Raw genomic sequence first — 23,152 nt, forward strand, 5'->3', positions numbered from 1 at the left:
TATATACCATGCTTGCGTTTATAAGTTGTGATTGAATTTACGGCGAATTTTAATAGCCATTTTTTCTAATCGTTTTTCTCTACTTTTGACATAGTATTTTTTAATAACATCAATGTATAAGTTAATTGACTTGTCAACAACTTCTGATCAGCTAAATGGTAATTTCGCTGCTGCTTCTCCAACATTTTTAATTGCCGCTTTGTTATTGAAGATTTCAATAATTTTGTTTGCAAACGCAACATAATTTTCGTCAGAAATATAACCGTTTTCCCCATCTATAATGTTTTCACTGGCTGCTGAATTTTTGATAACTAAAGAAGGTAATTTTTGTGAAGCAGCTTCGTGTACAACTAAACCAAATGTGTCAAAAACCGAAGGGAAGACAAACAAATCGTGTGCTAAATATAGACCTTTTAATTCATTGAAATCACGAATGACACCGGTTCAAATAATTTTGTCATAAATACCTAATTCTTTTGCGTATTCTTTAATCTCGTTTTCACGCCAATCGCCACCTACCATTGTTAATGAGAAATTGTTATTGACCTGCAAAATCTTTTTAAAACTGTCCAAAAGCAGTTTAATGTTTTTTTCTCAAACAAAACGAGAAACAAATAATAAATTATTTTTAGTTTTATCAATGTTAAATTTTGCTATAGCATTTTGTTTAAGATACTCATGATTTGTATCAAAAGTGAATTTAGTTCCGTTGTTGATTACTTCGTGTCTAGATGCATTCGAATCAAGACCGCTTTCAATCATTGATGTTTTAGAAACATGAATAATGCAATCGGTTGACTTAGCAAATTGTTGAACAATTAAGCCACCAATTTTCCCTACCATTGTACTGCTTGCTGATTTTGTTATTGCTTCTTTAAAGTTAGTGTGCATTGTAAGAATAACAGGTATGTTGTATCTTTTTTTCAATTGATTACCGATCGAACCAGCAAAGAAAGGCGAGTGAACATGTATGATATCGGGATTGAAATTATCAATTACATTCAATTCCGATTGCACCAAAGGTGTTCTTATTACTTGATATCCTCCTCATTTAAGGACGCTCGGTTTAATTCTAAACGGTTTGTAGTTTAATTTTTTATCTTCGCTTAAATCATAATCAGTATAGGCGGGTGCTAATATTAAGAATTCAACATTTTTTTGTTGAAATTGTTCAATGTAATTTTCCATTACCCTCACCACACCATCGACTAATGGCAAAAATGAGTCCCCAACCATTACCACACGCAATGGTCTCGTATTTAAACCGATAATATCGGCTTTATTTTTTCATAGTAATTTATTTTTCATTTTCTATCCCTTTTTCTTTAAATGTAAAAATGTCCATATCATACATACCTAAATGTTTAGAAATCAGTGTTTTTACAGGTTTTTTTCAATTTTTACCGTAGCTGGTAATTAAGATATCTTCGTAATTGGCAAACACATTAACTTTTGTGTTTTCAAAATCGACTTGGACTAAATTGTCAAAATCTATATTTTGATAAGTACCTGTTTTTATTTGACTTTTAAATGGTCAAGATATAACGTGATTTAATTCGCCGTTAGTATCATCAAGCAAGCTATACATTTCGTTGAATGATATTTTTTTGAATAATCAGGTTCAAGCAAAAAAGAATTTTAATAATTTCATTCCTCATTGTCTTTTAAATACCTTTCTATGTGTATAGTTATGCATATAACGAACTTTATTGTATAAAGACGAGTATTTTTTTAATTTTTGTTTATTGGTTTTGACAACTACAAAAATATCAATAAATGTTGAGTGCGGATCATCTTCTCTATCTTTTGTGAATTTGCCAAACAATAAAAAATTATTGCTGTTTTCGTTATGCAGAAACATATTACTGTGATTTTTAATTAAGAATTCGTATGTTTCGAGCGGAACGACGATATCCAAATCATCATCTCACGGAATAAAACCACTATGTCGAATAGCACCAAGCAGCGAGCCAAAAAACAACGAGTATTTTAGGTTATTTTTATTGCAAATTTCAATAAATTCCAGTAAAAGTTGATATGTTTTTTCTTGCTTTACATTCATATTTTCTCCATTTCAATATATCATACCAAAATATAAGTTAATATTTTATTCGCAGGTTTTAAATGCAAGAAAAAATGTCGTCTTAGAAAGACGACTAATTTTTATTTGATAACAATGTTGCCGGCAAAGACATCAATTATTATGTTTGAGTTAATTTTATTCCCGTTTTCTATCAATTTGTAGGCTAATAAACTTTCAATTTTATTTTGAATAAATCTTTTTATTGGTCTGGCTCCAAATTGTGAATCATACGCAGAATTAGCAATAAATTCAATTACTTTTTGTGTAAAATCAAGTTTTATTTCTTTGGCCTCATAGACTCTGTCGCTCAATTTTTTTAGTTCTAATTTTACAATTTCAATTATTGTGTCCTGGTCTAATGAGTTAAATTTAATTACTTCATCTATACGATTCAAAAACTCTGGAGTAAGATATTTCAATAACTCAATTTTGATTTCTTCTGTATCAATTTTTTGATTCAATTGTTCAATGTTTGAAGCTAGGTTCGATGTCATAATAATGATTAAATTTCTTGCATTAATAACACGTCCTTTAGAATCAGTTATAGCTCCGTTATCAAGAATTTGTAGAAGAATATTTAAAACCTCTTTGTGTGCTTTTTCAATTTCGTCTAGAAGCAGAATTGTATAAGGATTTTTTCTTATTTTTTCTGTCAATGATTCACCACTGTCAAAGCCAACATATCCTGGAGGAGCACCGATAATTTTAGAAACTGAATGTTTTTCCATATATTCAGACATATCAACTCTAATCATTTGTTTTTCAGAATCGAATAGTGAATAAGCTAATGCTCTGGCTAATTCGGTTTTACCAACTCCTGTTGGCCCAGTAAATAGAAAACTAGCTAACGGACGGTTTGGGTCATTAATGTTTGCTTTTGCTCTTAAAACCGCTTGGGTAACAAGTCTTGTTGCCTCATCTTGACCTTTAACTCTATTTCTTAAATCTTGCTCAAGATTTAATAGTTTTGTCTTGTCATTTTCTAGTAATTTAGTTACTGGAATTTTAGTTCATTTTGAGACAATTGAGGCTATCTCTTCTCCTGTAACTGTATCTTGAATTAGAGATGAAGACGAGTCATTAATTTGTTTTTGAAATTCCATTATTTGTTTTTCTAATTCTGGTATTTCAATGTATAAAACTTTTGACGCCTTTTCAAATTCGGCATTTTTTTGATAAATTGTTAACTGGTGTCTTAAATTCTCTAATTTTGATTTTGCTAAAGATAAAGTTTCAAGACGGTCTTTTTCAAAGTCTCATTGTTTTTGATAATTATTGATTTTTTCTTTTTCTTCATTGATTAAGATTTCTAACTCACTTAATCTATTTTTATTTTTTTCTTTGTTAATTTTGTCACTTGATAACGAAATTTTTTCCATTTCAAGCATTGCTAATTTTTGTTGAGCAATTTCTAATTCTTCAGGCTTAAAGTTTATTTCAGTTTTAATTGTAGCGGCAGCTTCATCAATTAAATCAATTGCTTTATCAGGCAAATAGCGGTCTGAAATGTATCTTGATGATAAGCGAGCAGCAGCTACTATTGCATCGTCTTGAATTTTAACGTTATGGAAGTTTTCAAAACGCTCTTTAATTCCCCTTAAAATTGCAATAGTGTCATCAACAGAAGGCTCATTTATGTCAACTTTTTGAAATCTTCTTTCTAAGGCCGCATCTTTTTCAATATATCTACGATATTCATCGTAAGTAGTGGCACCAATTAAATGTAATTTACCTCTAGCCATTAACGGTTTTAAAATGTTAGCAGCATCCATAGACCCTTTATCATTTCTTCCTGTTCCGATCAACATGTGAATTTCATCAATGAACAAAATGATTTCGCCGTCACTTTCTTCAATTCTTTTTAAGATTTCTTTCAATCTTCCTTCAAATTGTCCTTGATATGAAGCGTTAGCAATAATCGATGTTAAATCTAACTCAATTAAATCTTTACCTTTTAAATTTTCTGGCACTTGTCCTTCAACAATTTTTCGTGCTAAACCTTCAACAATTGCAGTTTTACCAACACCTGGTTCCCCAACCAAGACTGGATTATTTTTTGTTTTTCTACTTAATATTCTTATAATTCTTCGAATTTCTTCGTCTCTATTTAAAACTGGGTCTAGTTCATTTTTAATTGCTAAATCTGTTAAATTTCTTCCATATGTTTTTAAAACATCTTCTTTTTTATTTTTATTATTTGGATCTAATCCTCCAAAAATGTCTTCAATATTAAAATCGTTTGGATTCATACAACCTCCTTTTAATAATTATATTTTAGCACTCTTATAGTTAGTCTGCTAATATTTTTAAATATTTTTGTTTGACTATGCTTTTTAATAAAATTGTGATTATGAGATTAAGACATGATAAAAATGCAATAGATAAGCTAAATAATTCCGAATTTTTAGTTAAAGATAGTGATTTACCGATTAAATTAGACAAGACATCAGTTGTGGAAATTGGCATGGGCAAGGGCGAAATGATTGTGGAATTGGCAAGGATGAACCCCAGTAATAAATATTTTGGAGTCGAAAAATACCCAACTGTAGCTGCAAAGTCATTAAAAAAAGCACAAGAATATAAACTAAATAATTTTAAAATAATCATTGCAGACGCAGCAAACATAACCCAAATTTTTAGTGGATATGCAAATACAATTTGACTAACTTTTAGCGACCCGTGACCAAAGGCTCGTCACTTTCGGCGTCGTTTAACATACAAGACATATCTAGATTTATACAGTAAATTAATGGATAATGGTTCTATTTTGAAATTTAAATCGGACAATGATCAATTGTATGAGTTTTCATTGGAATCATTTGCCCAAAACAATTGAAAAATAATTGATTTTGGTACAAATCTACATTCAAGTGCTTATGCTAAAGATAATGTAATGACCGGGTATGAAAAAAAATGGAGTGAAAAGAGCAAAAACATTAATTTTATCTTTGCTTCTAATTCAAAATCGAGAAATTAATAATTAGTGCCAATCACTAATTATTTTTTTAAAAAACATCTAAAAAGTATTTATTTAATGCAAAAAACATAAATATTGATAAGTAATCATAAATACGAAAAATACTTTTTTAAAGAAAATATCAATAATTTTCAATAAATTTCAATAAATTTGAACCTAATTAAATTAATAGTTATATAATTAAAATAACATTTATTTTTAATTAACTTTAATAAGGGGTAATGATGAAATCAAATAATGATAAAAAAACTAAATTAAGAGGAATTTTGAGTGCAGTTTCTCTTTTTGCAGCGGGTGCCGCAGTTAGCATTTCTATTCCAATTGCTCTATCAACGAAGAAAGTAAATAAAGATGAAATAAAGCAACAAAATGAAGAATTAGAAAAAGAACAAGAGAGAAATAAAAAATTAAGCGAAACAGCTGACGGTAAAGGTATAGTAGCCAAAATCAAAAACAAATATGCTGATCTATTAAAAAGTAAAGGTCTTATTGATAAATCAAAAACCCTTTTAAATTCTTTAAAAGATGATTTTCATGTTTTAGAAAGTCTTTATCCACAATACATAAATGAAAAAGAAACAACAGAACCAGAATTATTATCAATTAAAAATAGCATTTTTAACTGAAATATTGTTTTACAAGTTCCTAAAAACGCACCTACTGTTCAAGAGGTTGAAGTTAAGTTTGAAGAACATGTAGTTCCAATAGTTCGTGAACCTGATGAAATTGATGAAATTGTTGATACTGATTATTTCGGTATCTTCGATGACATTGAAGTTGTTTATGAAAACAAAGAAAATGTTACATTCAATGATGCTTCAGCATCTGATATTAAATTAAGATTTAAAAATCCAAAATATAGTGAACAATGAGAGATAACTCCACATTTTTCAATAGAAAAAGAGGAAAATGGATTTCGTGTTAGCTACATCAACATTACTAACAAAAAAAATGATAATATGTCGTTTAGATACCCTAACGGTGAGACCAAATTCTTACCAGCTAGCGAATTTAAACCAGCTGATGAAAGCCAAAATTAATCAACAATATTTTGTTTAATGTTTATAAAAACCCAAAACTTCCAGACAATAAAGCGTTTTTATTGTGAAAGTTTTGGGTTTTTTATTGCAAAATACTCAAATATTATTAAGCTGTTTTTTTGGTCACAATTTATAGTAGTTTATTTTTTAAAAAAATTAAATACCTAGATCTTTTGTAATATTCTAGGTATTTAATTTAATATCTTTTTATGTAAAATCAACGCTATTAATAATTCATTAATTCTTCGTATTCGTCAAGTGTTCCATGATAAATAAAACTTTTATCAGGAGAAATTTCTAAAATAACATTGGCAACTTGATTAACAAGGGCACGGTTATAAGTTGTGAAAATAGCACCACCCCTGTAATTTTTTAATCCTGTGATTAATGAGTCAATACTTTCGGCGTCTAAATGGTCTAATGGCTGGTCTAAAACTAAAAAATTAGCTTCTAATAGCATCATTCTTGAGAACATTAATCTAGCCTTTTCACCACCAGATGTAACTGTTACATCTTTAAACACAGTGTCGTTTGAAAATAACATACGACCTAAGAAACCACGCATTCTTTGGTCGGAAACATCTCTAGTTTCTTCGGTTGTATTTTCTAGCGGTCATTGAGAAATTCAATCTAAAATACTCATTTTTTCAGTGAAATACTTTTTATTTTCGTTTGGATAATAAGTGTGCTTAATTGTTTGACCTCATTTTACACTTCCACTTGTAGGTTTTTTCAAACCTAATAAAACTTCAAGAAAACGTGTTTTAGCGATATCATCTTCACCAATCAAAACCATTTTTTCACCTTTTGACAGTGTAAATGAAACATTTTGAAACATTACTTTACCATTTTCTTCATATGAGATTGAATCAACTTCTAAAATATCTTTTCCAGGTTCTCTATTGATATCTCAATTTATATAAGGGTATTTACGATTTGAAGGTTTAATTTCGTCTAAAGTTATTTTTTCAAGTGATTTTTTACGTGATGTTGCTTGACGTGATTTAGATGCGTTGGCACTAAAACGAGCAATAAATTGTTTTAATTTTTCAATTTGTACTTCTTTTTTAGCATTTTGTTGTTTTGTTAATTCAAGAGCAAGTTGGCTACTTTCTTTTCAGAATGTATAGTTACCAGTGTAAATTTTTGCTTCATTAAAGTCAATATCAACAATGTGTGTACAAATATTATCAAGAAAATCACTATCGTGACTAACAACAATAACAACATTGTCATACTCGGCCAAAAAGTTTTCTAATCATTTGATAGAACGCAAGTCAAGGTGGTTTGTCGGCTCATCCATGATTAAAATATCAGGGTTACCAAAAAGAGCTTTTGCTAATAAAACTTTAATTTTTTGATTAGCAGTCAATTGATTCATTGGAACATCTCATTTTTCTTTTGGGATTTGTAGTCCTGAAAGTAATTCTTGAGCATCATTTTCGGCGGTTCAGCCACCTAGTTCTCCAAATTTTTCTTCTAATTCACCAGCTCTAGTGTAATCATCCATTGTTGCGTCAGGGTTAGCATAAATTGCGTCTTTTTCGCTTTTTATCTTGTATAAGTCGGTATTTCCCATTACGACCACTTCGGTTACGATTAAGTCGTCATAGGCATTATGGTCTTGGCTTAAAACACTAATTCTACGGTTTTTTTCAACAATTATTTGACCACCTGATGCCTCTATTTCACCTGAAATTATCTTTAAAAATGTTGATTTACCGGCACCATTTGCACCGATAATTCCGTATGTATTACCCTCTGTAAATTTTAAATTGACATTTTCAAAAAGTTTTTTATCACTGAATATTTTGCTTAAATTTTGTACTTCTAACATGAAACCTCCATAAATATTTTTAAATTATATCAAAAATTAATTTTTTGCTTTATGTTCTCACTTTCTTATGTTTTACTTGCCACAAAAAAACAAAACGCAATTTTTAATTAAATTTTGCGTTTTGTTTTGATTTTTTATTTTGATTTAAACTGCTAATTATTATTGTATTTTTTAAAGTACTCGTGTTCTACATATCTAAAGATAGCTTTCATATTTTCAATTTTTTCTTCCATTGTATCTAGGCTATCTTGTTCTTGTATGACGTTGTCATTAATTTCGTTTTCGTACTGTTTGCGTTTTTTCTTATTGATAAATTTAAGATATTTATCAATATTGTCTTTTTCATTTTTTCAAGCCGACAGTTTTATTGTTCTTAAATATTTGTTGTACTCTTTTTCGCCTTGAACAGGGTCATTTAAATAGGCATTAATGATGTCATAGTTCATATAGGCTAGATAAGGGATTGTGATATCAACTTCAATACCTTCTTGTGTGTAAGGCAATTGAGATTCACTTTTAATTTGATCATTTGAGCCTGAAACTCAGGCATTGTTTGATGATATTTCTAAACTTGTTCCATCAGGCAAAACAAGCGGCAAAATAGAATACATTCCGCCCCCTGATTTATTACCGATGATAGTTGCTAACTTATTGACTTTGGCAATGTGTGTTAATAAATTAGCGGCACTGAAAGTATTGATACCGGTCAGTATATATCATTGATAATCAGGGTAACCATCTTTTGTATCATACGCATTATCTTTATTGACATCAACACGATATTTTGAGTACGATAACAATTTGCTTATTGTTTCGTAGAAATAAATTTGTTGATCTTTATTTGTCAAAAATCCTGCTACTTTTTCCATTGCTGCGATAGAACCACCGCCATTAAGAGAAAGATCTAAAATTATTTTTTTTATAGGCGTTGGGTTCTGCTTAATTAATTCCATTGCTTTGTACATTTTTTCAAAACTATCATATTGATAACTTTCTTCACTCATTAAATTTTCATTTGTACCGATAATAAATTCATCAAGGTAAATTATTGCTGTATCGTCGTGAAAACTAACAAATTTATTTTCTTTATTAGCTAGTGAAGCGTTTCTAATTTTTCTTAGTATGCCTAATCAACCAATGTATTCATTCACCTTTTGACTTCTCGCAGACCCATAAGGATTAGCACGATAATTTTGTGGATGATAATATGAACCTGACTGTATTGAAGAGTGTAACTCGTTTAAATTTTCATAAAACAATTTCTCATAACCGGCAGTATTATCGTCAATATTTACTGATAAAAATTGCTCTTTTAATTTGGTTTTTTCAAAATACTCATCAAAACTTTTTGCATTATTTTGTGCTAAAAAACTATTTTTTAGTCCGTAAAAATTATCAAAAACAAACAATATAAAATTGTAATTATTTAATCTAAATTGCTTTGTTTGTTCTTTATTATTATTTATATTATTCATTATTAAGTTATACTCGTTTGCGTCAATATCTTTATTGATTACGGTGCTAACGCCAATGAATTTTTCGCCATTGAAATAAACATTATAATAATTTTGACTAAGAAATAGTAGATTAAATATTGAAAAAGGAATATATATTTGATTGTTTTTTTCTTCAATACTCATATTGTATTTTGCTAAATCAAATTCACTAAATTCATTGTCTGAAAGTTTAGTAGTTTCAGTAGATTTATATTCAATTCTTTTAGCGTAGTCAATGACTTCAGAATTCTTTAGTATTTGAAATACATCTAAATTATTGACTAAAATTTTGTTTTGATCCGGATCAAAAATTATTTCATTTTCGCCGTTTACATAATAAATTTTATTTTGTTTTTTGGATTTGAATTTGAACAGCGTACGATCTGTTATTCCGTCGATTTTTGCAATAAATTCATTGACGTTTATGTATAAATCTTCATTTTTAGGATTGATAAATGTATCAATTTTTACATCATTTATTTTGTACTGATTAGAGTTATTTAAAAAGCTATATTGCTTTTTGAACTTTAGAGTTAACGGAATTTCTTTATTGAAAACATCATTATTTTTTCGTGCACTATTTACACAAGAAATAGTTGCAATTGGCAAAGAGATAAATGTAGTTATTGTAGGAATAAGTTTTAAACCTATTTTATTTTTATAATGTCATTTCATTTATTAACTTTTGAACCTTCAAATCTATTTTTTTCTAATTCAAATTCAGATTTAATTGAATCTTCATTTGGCAATTCTTCTTCAGTTTGCGCAGCAATATTTTCATCTGTTAATTCAAAATTAACAACGTTTATCAAAGCGATTAATTCATCGATTTTTCTTTGAGTATTAATCAATGTATCATGTGAATTGTATTTACGAACAAAAATAAAATCACTCAGTTTGTTTGTTAATTCTTCATCAATTTCATTGATTGATAAATTAATTAATTTTTTTATTGCGTTTTTTTGTTCGTCAGTCAATGTTTGTATTTTGTGTAGAACTTTATATTTTGCGATTAGATTCAAATATTGAATATAATATTCTGAATTTTTAACCACTTCTCTGTATTTTTTTATTAGTTCATTCAATTTACTGATTTTTGATTCAATTCCATCATAGTCTTTTTTATTGTTGTTGTATTTTTCATCTTCAGCAATGTAATTTGTTCTTGTTTCTTCTTTTAATTTCTCATCATTATTAATTTTTTCAGCATTTAGTTCGTAACCAGCTAAATTAATAACTTTTTTTAATGCAATGATATTTTCGTCAATATCAGTTAATTTTTTGTTTGTCGTTCAGGCGTATTTATAATCGATAAGATAGTTTTTTATTTCAGCAATAACGCTGTTATCATCATTGCTTTCTGGTTGTGCTAATTCAATTAATTCATGTTTTGCTTGTTCGCTTATATTTGGATAATTATCGATGGCAATAGTTGCTATATTTTGCAAGTATGAAATGTATAACTGCAAGCTTCTAATTCTTTCACTTTTGGTATTTTCTAACGATTCAATTTCACTTCGTATTTCGTCTTCATTTTCAATTTCAATGTTTGTTGATAAAAGTTCTTTTAGTTTTGTTTTTTGTTCTTCGTTTTGAACAAAAATATTTTCAATTTTTGGAAATAATTCAGACGAAATTACAATACCATTAGTCGAACTTGTATCTGTTGTAATTAAATCAAGATTGAACTCTGCTGGTATTGATAATGTTGTCAACTCTGGTAAATAAGTAACAAATGTAGTAAGTGATGCTGGTAAAGATAATTCATTTATTAATGAGTTTCTAAAACCATAAAACTTCGTTAAAGAGGCCGGTAGATTCAGTGAAATTATTGATGTTTCGTTAAAACCACTTAATTCTCGCAATCCTTCACTTAGCAATAATTTATTCAAATTATTTGCATTATTGAATGCAAATTCGACTATTTGAACATTTTGTGGCAAAATAAGTTCTTTTATTGGTGTTTTTTCAAAACCGCTAATTTTTTTCAATGATTGCGGAAGAGTTAATGAAGAAATTTTAGTGTTTGCAAAGGCACCTTGATCAATAGTTTCCAGTTTATCATTAAAGACTATATTTTCAAGTTCAAAATAATCTTTAAATGCATCTTGTTGAATGTATTTAATTTCCGGTAGCAATTGTAGACTTGTGATTTCTGAATCATATAAAGTTAGAGCAGCATTTTTTGTCAATGTTGTTGTTTTAACATCAAGCAATATTTCGTTTATTTGTCTTTTTAAATCTGCTTCTTTTTGTGCGTAAATTTGTTCAGTATAACTTGATTTATCTGCGTCTTTTTCAGTAGTAAAAAGACTTCTAATTTTATTTTGAATATCTAAATATATTTCGCTATTTCCAAATTCTCTTTCGAAATTATTCATTATTCTAGATTCACGACCTAAATATAATTCGTATAGTTCTTTATTGCTTTTTTTATCTAAATTTAAAGAATTTTCAATAACTAATTCAATGTTTGTTGTAGCTTTAATTAATTTATTATAGTATCTTAAATCATCTTCGCTTATTGCTTCGCTTGTATTGATTGTAGTTTGCAAAAGTTCAATTGCGTCAGGTTTTGTTAATTGACCCAATATGCTTTTAGCTTTGTTTAATTTTTCGTTAAATTTGTCTTTAACTAATTGACGCTTTTCATCGATTGTTAAATTATTATATTTTTCAGTTTCTTCAATGATTTTCTTTAGTTTTTGGCCGGCTTGAATTAACTGTTCTACCGTCTGTGCCTCATGGAACGCTTTAGTGGCCTCTGTTATTCCTTCCCCCGATTTGCTAAAAGCTTCATTTCCTTCTTCGGAACTATAAGATTTGTGTTTAATCTGTGCGTCTTCAATAATTTTTTGTAATTTTTCTTTTTCAATATCAAATTCGCTTTTTGCGATTTCTTGTTTATTTTCCTCGTTTGATTGTGTTTTTTTATTGTTGTTACTGCATGCAGCTGCAACAAATGGAATAGAAACAAATGAAGATCCAAGCAATATTAATTTATTCTTTTTCATTTTTCCCCTTTGTGAAATCTTTGAATGGAATTTGTTGATTTTTAATGTCTTCAACTCATTCTTTGTTATTTATTAAATACTTGCTGTAAATATTTATTAAATATAAATGTGGTCAATATGTTTTTGATATTTCCGCTTGTTTGACATATTGTGGTAATGTTAATTCTTGTACACCGGTTTCGCTAAAGCCAGAAAAACTCTTCAATCTTGGTGGCAAAACTAATTTGCTTATTTGTGTTTGATTGAAGCCCCCTATTTTTCTGATGCTAGATGGTAATTTTAATTCATATATTCTGGTAAAACCAAACCCATATAATTCTTCAAGTCCTTCCGGCAAGGTTATCTTTCTAATTTTTTGATTATAAGTAAAAGCATCATTAGTTATTTTTTTTAGATTTTTGGGTAAATTTACTGATGAAATCAATGATTTTTGACCACCAAAGCCCCCTAATACTTCTAAATTATCAGGTAATGTAATTTCTTTAATTCCTGTATCATTAAATGAAACGGGCAGTATTTGTTTAACACTTGATGGAATGGTTAAACTTGTCAATTGTTGATTGAAGGCAAAACCTCCCAATATTTCCAAACCTTCATTTAAATCTAAACTTGAAATCGGTGCTCTATCAAACGCTGATTTATGTATGATCTTGAGTGTTTTTGGCGTTTTTAGTTTTGTAATTCTTGTTCTTGCAAAACCACCTAGTGAATTTAAATTGTTTGGTAAATTCAGTGAGCTCAATTCGGTTTCGTCTAAAGTTCCAGGATAAATGTTTACAATTGAATTTGGTAAATGAATCTCTTTTATAAAGGTACCGGCAAAGCCTCCTAAATTTTTTAATTGTGGTGGCAATTTAAGTTTTGCGATTTTCGTATTATCAAAAGTACCGATTTCTATTGTCTCAAGTGTATTAGGCAATTCGATTTGTTCAATATTTCAATTTTTAAACCCGCCTAACGAGATGAGATTATCTGGCAATTTTAGGTTAATGACATCATATTGAATATCACTCTTCAAATCGAATGAACCAGGAGCAATAAATTTAACTGATTCAGGTATGTTTAGGTTTCTTATATCAGTATTTGCAAACCCGCCTAAATAAATTAAATTTTGCGGTAAATCTAAACTCGAAATTGGTGTTGAATCAAATGAACCTTGATGAATTTGTTCTAGACTTTGTGGCAGTTGTAGTGAACTGACTAGTGTTCCTTGAAACCCACCTAATTTTTTTAGTTTGCTTGGCAATTTTAAATATTTTATATTTTTTGAATAAGCCAATGTGTTAGGGTGGATTTCAATTACAGAATCAGGAATAATTATTTCGCTAAAATTCGATTTTTGAAATCCCCCGAATTTTCTTAAATTGTTAGGTAATTCTATTGAATTTAGGTATTCTAATTCACTAAAACTATTTTCGAATATTTCGTCTAGTTTTTCGTTAAATTCAATTTTTCTCAGTGTTGAATGCGAAAAACCGCCAATTTTTTCTAAATTTTTATTCAATTTTAATTCTTGAATAGGTATTGAGTCAAAACTATTTTCTCTTATTATTTTTAGGTTATTTGGCAATTCCAATTTACGAATTGAAGTACGAGCAAAACCCCCAATTTCTTTTAGATTAGCAGGCAATTCAACACTCGTGATTTTTGTATCATCAAAGCTATTTTTGCATATTTTTTCAATACTATCAGGTAAATCAATAGTTCTTATGTTGGTACGCGCAAAACCACCTAGATTTTTTAAAGTACTCGGCAAAGTTAATGCAATTAAATCTGACTCATCGAAAGCATTTTGCTCAATTTCTTCTAAACCTTCAGGAAATTCAATATTTTTCAGTAACACTTCTTTAAATCCACCTATCTTTTTTAGAGATTCTGGAAGATGAAGGTTGTCAATTAATGTGTAATTGAACCCGTTAAGCGATTCAATACCATCAGGTAGTTCTAAATTTTGAATTGCTGTATAATCAAAAGCACCTTGCGCAATACTGATTAAATTTTTGGGAAAGTTAACTTTTTTTAGATTATAAAATTTGCTAAAAGCACCAGGTCCAATTTCAGTAATATATTCAGGTATATCAATCTCTGTGGAGTTTTTATTGAACATTTTCAGTGCTTTTGTTGCACTTAAAAATTCTTTTCTTTCAGTGTCCAATTCAGTATTGTTGCTAGTATTTTTGTGGCAAGCAACACTTATGGGCAAAACTGACACTATAGGTAATATAGTTAATATTTTTAATTTCATTTTTCCTTCCTAGCGGAGAGGTTTTTTATTTTTATTTTAAAAATTTAATAAACAAAAATATCCTCTATACGACGACAAGGGGATATTTTTAAAATTTCGTGCTACGCATGAATTACCATGATCCGCACATAGGTATAATCTCAGCCTTTTACAGCACCCTTGTCGAAATAATTATATTATGAGAGCATAAATAAAATTATTTTTTTGACTAAATAGGGTGCAAAAAGCACATTATTCAGTAATTTTTAACGCATCTGTGAAAATTTTTGCATTTTCTGGACTAGTTAATTCCATTAATTTTAGCATCGTTAGTTGTTGTTTTATTACGTTGCGTAATGATTCAAACGATAAACTTTGTGGATTACGGTTATGAATTTTTTGAATAAAGTCAATTTGCTTTTGAACTAACTCATCACTTACAACAAAGTCAAAATCATTTTGGATCGCTTGAATTAATAACATTGATGCAGTACGTTTTTTTGAACTAGCTTCCGCAATATTTTTAATTTGTAGGTGATTTGGATTTTTCATGTCTAAATCTTTTGGCGAGTTAATGTCTTGTGCTAAACCACCTGGACGCATTTCGTTTTGGGCTATTTTTTGCATTGTTTCAGTAATATATTCAGGACTGTAATTAATAATGTTTTGAGCAACAATAGCGTCAGCATTCAATTCGTAGTATTTCAATAATTCTCTTGAGAATAATTCTTTTTTCAAGTTGGCTTCAAATTCTACTTTCAATTCTGCAAGCGAGTTAATATTTTGTTCTTCTAATTTAACAAAAGTTTCTTCTGTAACGTGAATTATTTCGTCATAAGTTGCCGAAATAATTTCAATTGTTCAAAAAACATTTGATGGGTCGTTTAATGTAAAAGTTTGACCAACATTTTTACCAATTAATTCTGCATTAATTGAAAAATCATTTGATGTTAATGCTTGCAATTTTACATTTCTTTGCTCATCAACAACTTGACCATCTTTTGACCCTTTTAAATTTAAAGTTACAACATCTTTAACAGCAATTGGTCGATCTTTAACCTCTCTAGTTATTGGATAATTGGTTTTAAATTGTTCGAAAATAGCGTCTAAACTTTCTTGTGTAATTGCAGGAACATTAAAGTTAATTTTCAAATTTTTATAATCTAATTTTTTTATTTCTTCAATTGGATAGTAAACAAAATCAACTTTTGATCTAAACTCATCTTCATCATTAATAAAATCAACATAAGGACCACCTACAGGCACATTTTTTTTGGCAGGATCAAGAATTTGTTCAATATATTCTTTTGTTTTTTCTCTTAAAACAGTCGTTGAAGCTTTATTTTTGATTTCTTGGGGCGAAACTTTTAAGCCTTTTGAGATCGCATCTTTTAAAATATCATTTTTTATTTTTTTTCATTCAACTGACGAAACATTAATTTCGTGAGTTTGTTTTACGTAATTAATCATTTTTACTCCTTCAAATAGTGAAATATATTTTAAATTATATATGATAAAAATTGATAAAAGATACTCTGTTTCGCAAATTATTTCATCATGTCCAAAGAGTTACATTGATTTTTTGGCTTTAAAACTAGATTTTTTCGTAAAAAAACAAATTTTTAAAAAAAATGAAACACACGGGTAAGTTGTTGTATAATAAGCACGTTATTTTTATATAGCAATATTTTAAAAAAATAAGTTAACAAAAACAGAAAGGAAAATTTAAATGCCTACAACAAATCAATTAGTTGGTAGTGGTAGAGTGCAAAAAGTTCGTAAACAAAATGCTCCTGCATTGAACTTAAGCTACAACACTCTTACAAAATCGAGCCGTAAAGAATCAGCTCCTTTTAAACGTGGTGTATGTACTCGTGTTGCAACTATGACTCCTAAAAAACCTAACTCAGCTATGCGTAAATATGCTCGTGTTAAATTATCAAACGGTATGGAAGTTACCGCATACATTGGTGGTGAAGGCCACAACCTACAAGAACACTCAGTTGTTCTAATCAGAGGAGGTAGAGTTAAAGATCTACCTGGTGTTAGATACCACATCGTTAGAGGTACACAAGACTTAGCGGGAGTTAATAACCGTAAACAAGGTAGAAGTCTATACGGAACCAAAAAAGAAAAATCAAGCAATTAATTAGAAAGAAAGAGAGAAAATTATGTCAAGAAAACACAAAGCTCCAGTTAGAGAAGTACTTGCTGACCCAATTTTTAATTCAGTTCTAGTTACAAAGTTGATTAACTCAATTATGCTAGATGGTAAAAAATCCGTAGCGCAAGACATTCTATACTCAGCCTTTAACATTATTAAAGAAAAAACAAACAAAGAACCAATGGAAGTATTTCAAGCTGCAATTGAAAACATTACTCCTCAATTGGAAATCAGAACAAGAAGAATCGGTGGTACAAACTACCAAGTTCCTACAGAAGTTTCAGCACGTAGAAAACAAACTTTATCATTAAGATGATTAGTTCAATATTCACGTCTAAGAAACGAAAAAACAATGGATGTTCGTTTAGCTAACGAAATCATTGATGCATCAAACAAAACTGGTGGAGCAATCAAAAAACGTGAAGATACACACAAAATGGCCGAAGCTAACCGTGCTTTTGCTCACTTTAGATGATAAGATATTATGGCTAGACAATACGAATTAAAAAACTACCGTAATATCGGTATTATGGCCCACATTGATGCAGGGAAAACAACAACAACAGAAAGAATTTTGCTACACACAGGTAGAATTCACAAATTAGGTGAAACCCACGATGGTGCTTCACAAATGGACTGAATGGCTCAAGAACAAGAGCGTGGAATTACCATTACTTCAGCCGCAACAACAGCCTTTTGAAAAGGAACCAGAATCAATATTATTGATACTCCAGGACACGTTGACTTTACAGTTGAAGTTGAACGTTCACTTCGTGTATTAGACGGTGCAGTTACTGTGCTTGACGCCCAAAGTGGTGTTGAACCTCAAACTGAAACAGTTTGAAGACAAGCAACAAACTACAAAGTACCTAGAATTGTTTATGTAAACAAAATGGATAAAATGGGTGCTGACTTCTTTATGTCAGTTAACTCAGTTAAATCAAGACTAAACGGAAATGCAGTTGCTATTCAAGTACCTATTGGTGCTGAATCAAACTTCACAGGAATTATTGACCTAGTTGAAATGAAAGCATACATTTACGACGGAAAACCTGAAGAAAATCCAGAAGTAACTGAAATTCCAGCTGAATACTTAGAAGTTGCTAAAGAAAGAAGAGCAATGTTAATTGACTCTCTTTCAACATACGATGACGAATTTATGATGAAACTTCTAGAAGGTGTAGAACCAACAGAAGATGAACTTAAAGCAATGATTCGTAAAGCGACCTTAACATCTACTTTCTTCCCATGTATTTGTGGAACAAGTTTCAAAAACAAAGGTGTTAAAAAAATGATTCAAGCTGCTGTAGATTACTTACCTTCTCCACTAGATGTTCCAGCTATTAAAGGATATTTAGGAGACGAAGAAGTTTCAGTTCCAGCTACAGATGATCACCCATTCGTGGCTTTAGCATTCAAAGTTATGACTGACCCATTTGTTGGATCACTAACTTTCTTCCGTACATATGCTGGTGTGTTACAAAAAGGTTCATACGTTTACAATACAACTAAAGACGTTAAAGAACGTATTGGACGTATCATTAAAATGCACGCTAACTCACGTGAAGAAATCGATGAATGTTATGCTGGTGACATCAACGCCTTAGTTGGTCTAAAAGCTACTACAACAGGTGATACTCTAGTTGCTGACAAATCACCAAAAGTCGTTCTAGAAAGAATGGTATTCCCAGAACCTGTTATTTCACAAGCTTTAGAACCTGAAACAAAAGATGCTATGGAAAAATTGGCTTTAGGTTTACAAAAACTAGCAGCCGAAGACCCTACATTTAGAACTTACACCGATGAAGAAACCGGTCAAACTATTATTGCTGGTATGGGTGAATTACACTTAGACATCATCGTAGACCGTCTAAAACGTGAACACGGTGTTAAAGCTAAAGTTGGTGCTCCACAAGTTTCATACCGTGAAACAATTACTAACGAAGCTGAAGTTGAAGGAAAACACATTAAACAATCTGGTGGTAAAGGTCAATACGGTCACGTTTGAATTAAATTTGAACCTAACAAAGATAAAGGGTTTGAATTTGTGGACAAAATCGTTGGTGGTAAAATTCCTAAAGAATACATTAAATCAATTCAAAAAGGTCTTGAAGATAAAATGGCAAGCGGTATTTTAGCCGGTTACCCAATGATTGATATTAAAGCTACATTATTTGATGGTTCATACCACGATGTCGACTCTTCAGAAATGGCTTATAAAATTGCTGCTTCTAAAGCTCTAACCAAAGCTAAAGATCAATTAGGAACAGTTCTACTTGAACCAATTATGGACGTTGCTGTTGTTATACCTGAAGATTACTTTGGTGACGTTATGGGTGATTTAACTCGTCGTAGAGGACAAATTGTTGATAACGAAACTAGAAATGATGGTGCTCACGTGATTCGTTCACACGTTCCATTGAAAGAAATGTTTGGTTACGCAACTGATTTACGTAGTATGACTGCTGGTCGTGGAAACTACCAAATGCAATTCGATCACTACGAAAAAACACCAAAAAATATTGCTGATCAAGTTATTAAAACACGTAACATCAAAAATGATGACGATGAATAATTAATAAAAATAAAGCCATGCTTAAAATGGCTTTATTTTTCTTTTTTAAAAAATAGTAAAAAAATAACAACCATTAGGTTGTCGGTGTATAAAAAATAAATTAATAATTAAAAGGGATAACACTTTTATCGTAACATAGTTACTGAGTGATTATATCAAATAATTATTTATTTTCAAGAAAAAAATTATATTTTTTTATTAATGGTAATTTTTGAGAAAAACAGCATACTTTACTCGTTATTTTATTGTAATTTTGCTTATCTTTTTTACCAATAAATGCGTGAAATAAAAAACAAAAGTTCCACTTTTTTGAATTTAACAAATGAGAACTTTTGTTTTTTATTTCATATGCTAATTTTACCTATCTTTTTTTATCAATAAATGCAATTTAGTCTTATAATAATTTTGTCTATGAAAATTAATAATAATCCTGGTTTATTGCCAAATATTAAAAAAAGACAACAAGGCAATTTAAAATTGCTTAACGAACTTGTTGATATTCTTACACAAAATAATTTTAAGTATTCATTGGCATACGGAACACTATTAGGTGCCGTTAGAAATAATGACTTAATTGAATGAGATGCTGATATTGACATAATCATTACTAAATCAGCTCTTGATTTTTTAATCGCCAAATACCCCGATCGAATTGTTACAAATGAAAATACCAAGCATCATTTTCTAACATTTCCTCGTTTTGTTGACTCGCTTTCAAATGTCGATGTGAAAGATCCAAACTCACAATATATCGACCTCTTTGTTGTCGTGCCAAGCAGCGCTGAAGTTTTTAAAAAATATTTAACTAAGCCAATTTATAAAACAAAAGGATTACGTGGCTGAACAAATGTTAAATATTACTTTAATCATAAAATTGCTAAAACACTTGCAAGAATTTTTGTTAAATTGAGCATGTGATGACTAAAAGGTTTAACATTCCAAGCAGTTTATGATAAATTATATGTTGCAAACTCTGATAAATACGCTTTAACCGTTTGACCAGACAAAAGTAATTATTGTTTAATTGAAAGTGTTGATTTCAATTCACCAAGTTCAATTGAAATGTGTGGCAGAAAATACATGTGTTTAAATAATACTGAGAAATATTTAGAACAATGGTATGGCAAAACATGAAAAACGCCAATCAAAACATCTAAATCAATTTACTATGGATATTATGAAATGGGCAAACAAAAAGAATAAAATAAGCTATTTTATTTAATTTTTGTTACTAATTATTTCGCTTATAAAAAAAATAAAAAAAACTTTTTTGTTTTTTAAAAATATACTATAATTAAATAGCAATTTTAAGAAGTTGCCCAGGTGGCGGAATAGGTAGACGCAAGGGACTTAAAATCCCTCGGTGGTAACACCGTGCTGGTTCAAGTCCAGTTCTGGGTACCAAATGATCGCAAGATCGCTAAATGCGCCCTTAGCTCAGCAGGTAGAGCAAATGGCTTTTAACCATTGGGTCAGAGGTTCGAATCCTCTAGGGCGTACCATTTCAAGAAATTGACCAAAATAAGCGTAAGCTTATTTTTTTTATTTTTATTTAAAAAAAATATAAAAAATATTTGGATTATAAAAAAAATATAGTATTATTTTATCAGTAGTTATAGCGCAAGGGATCACCTGATACCATTCCGAACTCAGTAGTTAAGCCTTGTAGTGCCGACGATACCAGAGATGGGAAAATAGGGAGCTGCTATTTTTTTTATATTTTTTTAGAAAATAGAAATAAATAATATCAAGAACCTTAAAATCTATTTTTCAATTTTTTTTCTTCTTTGATATTATTTACATAATAAAAAATGCAAATAATAAGGAGAAATATGAAAAAAATAGCATTGTCGTCATTGTTGACGATATTACCAATTTTAACCGCTTCTTGTTCAACGAATAATATTGCAAAACAAGATACAAAAAATGATGTCGGAGATCAAGGTTCAACTAATAATATTGCAAAACAAATTACAACAAATAATATTGAAAAATACAGCTATCTTGATTTTTTAAAGTCACAACCACACGATAATAAGATTCTAATTCTAGAAAACGATTTAACAGCCAGCGAAGTTTTTCCAGGTTTTTTAGTTTATAACAATTTCGAATTAACTGAAGACATCGATTGAGATGAAGTGCCTGATGCCATAAGTAATTTTAAAATTTCTAATGTGTTCAATAAAGAGTTTTTCAAAGATAAATTTCTTGTTTATATTTCAAATAGCAATACAACAATGAAACCAATTCAATACCGTGATAAAGACTATTTAGTTTCTCAATCATTAGCGCCGTTTGACTATTCTAATGGTAAAGTTGTTTATGGTTTATCAATACTACCAACAGTAAGTGATTATGCGCCAAATGTTCAATTACCAAAAGAATACGAATTTTACTTTACAAATTCGTTGACGTCTTTATTTGTTGCTTTTGATAAGAAACAATACGATAATGTGATTGAAATTATCAAAAAAATAACAAACGAGGATCAACAAAAACTTGCTGAATTAGAAAAACAAAAAGCTAATAATCCACAAGGCAACACAAACCAATCTAATCCAAGTCCAGACGGACCTGTTTCAAACTAAATATCAGTATGCCAAAAGAAAGAATAGAAAAAATAATAGCTCGTTCAACGCAATTCTCACGCGCACAAATAACGAAAATGATTCGCAAAGGTGATATTGCTGTAAACGGAACAAAAATATTGAAAAGTATTCAAGTTGATATTGAAAATGACGCAATTTCAATTAAAAATCAGCCTATTACATTGACAAAATATCATTACTATTTATTCAATAAACCTGCCGGTTATTTATCGGCTAATACAGATAAAAATCAACAAACAATTTTTGATCTAATAAATTTAAAGAAAAATCAATATTTTTGTGTTGGGCGACTAGATAAAGATACGGAAGGTTTATTAATCATAACTGATGATGGAAGTTGGTCAAATTGAGTATTAAAACCACAAAATCATGTGCCTAAAACATATCATGTTGAGGTTGATAAAGATTTTGATGATCACATAAAAAACTATACAGGTGATATCAAAATCCAAAACCATGTGGTTAAGGATTATAAATTCAATTTTATTGCCAAAAATATCTGTCAGTTGACTATTTATGAAGGCAAATTTCATCAGGTGAAGCAAATGTTATCATTTTTCGGATATCAAGTAACATACTTGAAACGAATAAGTTTTGGTTCAATAAATTTACCTCTAGACTTGAAAAAAGGCGAGTTAAGACAAATTGATGAGTCAATAATTAACTCCCTAAAAAAAATATAAAAATTATTTTGCTTTTTTTGCAAAATATAGTATTATTTTATCAGTAGTTATAGCGCAAGGGGTCACCTGATACCATTCCGAACTCAGTAGTTAAGCCTTGTAGTGCCGACGATACCAGAGATGGGAAAATAGGGAGCTGCTATTTTTTTTATTTTTTTAAATTATTTTTAATAATCAAAAACTAATTACTTTTGTTATTGACAAAAAAATATTAGTTTAATGCTCCTAATGCTGATGTAATCAGCAATTATATTCACACCCATGTCAAAAATAAGACGTATGTTTACATTAACCTATATCACTTTGATCTAAAAACACTTATGGAGCTATATTTAAACAAAATTGATTCGTCAATTGTCACAGAATTTTTATCATATATTGTTGATAATAAAGATCGTCGTTATTAACAATATATAAAAACGTAGTTTAACTTTCAATATATTCATTTAT

General features: G+C 29.5%; 16 protein-coding genes, 2 tRNA genes and 2 rRNA genes. 12 read left to right on the forward strand and 8 right to left on the reverse strand.

Features of this window, described 5'->3' with window-relative positions; genetic code table 4:
• Window positions 1–18 precede the first annotated feature (18 nt).
• The 3 genes from N1F73_RS01670 to N1F73_RS01680 all read right to left on the reverse strand — a co-directional run bounded on the left by N1F73_RS01670 (window position 19) and on the right by N1F73_RS01680 (window position 4,332).
• Window positions 19–1,308 carry a glycosyltransferase gene (locus tag N1F73_RS01670; protein WP_260359707.1) on the reverse strand — a complete coding sequence of 430 codons (1,290 nt, stop codon included), beginning with the start codon at window positions 1,306–1,308 and terminating at the stop codon, window positions 19–21.
• A complete protein-coding gene (gene mf1 / locus N1F73_RS01675; protein WP_260359708.1) occupies window positions 1,298–2,062 on the reverse strand; it encodes a diacylglycerol cholinephosphotransferase Mf1 in 765 nt (254 codons plus the stop codon). Before mf1 (N1F73_RS01675) ends, N1F73_RS01670 begins: the two co-directional genes overlap by 11 nt.
• 101 nt (window positions 2,063–2,163) lie before the next feature.
• Window positions 2,164–4,332: an ATP-dependent Clp protease ATP-binding subunit gene (locus N1F73_RS01680; RefSeq protein ID WP_260359710.1), complete on the reverse strand. Its 2,169-nt coding sequence runs from the start codon at window positions 4,330–4,332 to the stop codon at window positions 2,164–2,166.
• Window positions 4,333–4,433: 101 nt separating this feature from the next.
• Between N1F73_RS01680 and trmB the strand changes: the two genes are divergently transcribed.
• Window positions 4,434–5,060 carry a tRNA (guanosine(46)-N7)-methyltransferase TrmB gene (gene trmB, locus N1F73_RS01685; protein ID WP_260359712.1) on the forward strand — a complete coding sequence of 209 codons (627 nt, stop codon included), beginning with the start codon at window positions 4,434–4,436 and terminating at the stop codon, window positions 5,058–5,060.
• Window positions 5,061–5,284: 224 nt separating this feature from the next.
• Complete coding sequence (locus N1F73_RS01690) at window positions 5,285–6,100, forward strand: hypothetical protein (RefSeq protein ID WP_260359714.1); 816 nt, start codon at window positions 5,285–5,287, stop codon at window positions 6,098–6,100.
• A gap of 226 nt (window positions 6,101–6,326) precedes the next feature.
• Here N1F73_RS01690 and N1F73_RS01695 read toward each other — a convergent pair whose 3' ends face one another.
• The 5 genes from N1F73_RS01695 to N1F73_RS01715 form a co-directional block, all read right to left on the reverse strand.
• Window positions 6,327–7,937 carry an ABC-F family ATP-binding cassette domain-containing protein gene (locus tag N1F73_RS01695; protein WP_259290140.1) on the reverse strand — a complete coding sequence of 537 codons (1,611 nt, stop codon included), beginning with the start codon at window positions 7,935–7,937 and terminating at the stop codon, window positions 6,327–6,329.
• A 152-nt stretch (window positions 7,938–8,089) separates the two neighbouring features.
• Complete coding sequence (locus tag N1F73_RS01700) at window positions 8,090–10,108, reverse strand: S41 family peptidase (protein WP_260359717.1); 2,019 nt, start codon at window positions 10,106–10,108, stop codon at window positions 8,090–8,092.
• A complete protein-coding gene (locus tag N1F73_RS01705) occupies window positions 10,081–12,447 on the reverse strand; it encodes a leucine-rich repeat protein (protein WP_260359718.1) in 2,367 nt (788 codons plus the stop codon). The genes N1F73_RS01700 and N1F73_RS01705 overlap by 28 nt, the downstream gene beginning before the upstream one ends.
• The gene (locus N1F73_RS01710) at window positions 12,434–14,692 is read right to left on the reverse strand and encodes a leucine-rich repeat domain-containing protein (RefSeq protein WP_260359719.1); all 2,259 of its coding nucleotides are present in this window, start codon (window positions 14,690–14,692) and stop codon (window positions 12,434–12,436) included. Before N1F73_RS01710 ends, N1F73_RS01705 begins: the two co-directional genes overlap by 14 nt.
• Window positions 14,693–14,923: 231 nt before the next feature.
• Window positions 14,924–16,141, reverse strand: a complete 1,218-nt coding sequence (locus N1F73_RS01715) for a trigger factor-related chaperone (protein ID WP_260359720.1) — start codon at window positions 16,139–16,141, stop codon at window positions 14,924–14,926.
• Window positions 16,142–16,400: 259 nt separating this feature from the next.
• Here N1F73_RS01715 and rpsL point away from each other — a divergent pair, with 259 nt between their 5' ends.
• The 10 genes from rpsL to rrf (N1F73_RS01765) all read left to right on the forward strand — a co-directional run bounded on the left by rpsL (window position 16,401) and on the right by rrf (N1F73_RS01765) (window position 22,847).
• Window positions 16,401–16,820, forward strand: coding sequence for a 30S ribosomal protein S12 (rpsL, locus tag N1F73_RS01720; RefSeq protein ID WP_259290145.1), 420 nt, complete (start codon window positions 16,401–16,403; stop codon window positions 16,818–16,820).
• A gap of 22 nt (window positions 16,821–16,842) precedes the next feature.
• Window positions 16,843–17,313 (forward strand): 30S ribosomal protein S7, encoded by a 471-nt coding sequence (rpsG, locus tag N1F73_RS01725; protein ID WP_259290146.1) that lies wholly within the window; start codon window positions 16,843–16,845, stop codon window positions 17,311–17,313.
• 6 nt (window positions 17,314–17,319) lie between these two features.
• Complete coding sequence (fusA, locus tag N1F73_RS01730) at window positions 17,320–19,410, forward strand: elongation factor G (protein WP_259290147.1); 2,091 nt, start codon at window positions 17,320–17,322, stop codon at window positions 19,408–19,410.
• A 411-nt stretch (window positions 19,411–19,821) separates the two neighbouring features.
• Window positions 19,822–20,613 carry a diacylglycerol cholinephosphotransferase Mf1 gene (gene mf1, locus N1F73_RS01735; protein ID WP_259290148.1) on the forward strand — a complete coding sequence of 264 codons (792 nt, stop codon included), beginning with the start codon at window positions 19,822–19,824 and terminating at the stop codon, window positions 20,611–20,613.
• Window positions 20,614–20,727: 114 nt separating this feature from the next.
• A tRNA-Leu gene (locus N1F73_RS01740) sits at window positions 20,728–20,814 on the forward strand.
• Between the two features lie 22 nt (window positions 20,815–20,836).
• A tRNA-Lys gene (locus N1F73_RS01745) sits at window positions 20,837–20,912 on the forward strand.
• 103 nt (window positions 20,913–21,015) lie between these two features.
• Window positions 21,016–21,121 (forward strand): 5S ribosomal RNA (gene rrf / locus N1F73_RS01750).
• Window positions 21,122–21,242: 121 nt separating this feature from the next.
• A complete protein-coding gene (locus N1F73_RS01755; protein WP_260359721.1) occupies window positions 21,243–21,998 on the forward strand; it encodes a hypothetical protein in 756 nt (251 codons plus the stop codon).
• Between the two features lie 8 nt (window positions 21,999–22,006).
• A complete protein-coding gene (locus N1F73_RS01760; protein WP_260359722.1) occupies window positions 22,007–22,702 on the forward strand; it encodes a pseudouridine synthase in 696 nt (231 codons plus the stop codon).
• Between the two features lie 39 nt (window positions 22,703–22,741).
• Window positions 22,742–22,847 (forward strand): 5S ribosomal RNA (rrf, locus tag N1F73_RS01765).
• Window positions 22,848–23,152 lie beyond the last annotated feature (305 nt).

This window comes from Mycoplasma sp. HS2188 (assembly GCF_025209835.1).
GTDB lineage: Bacteria > Bacillota_I > Bacilli_A > Mycoplasmatales > Metamycoplasmataceae > Mycoplasmopsis.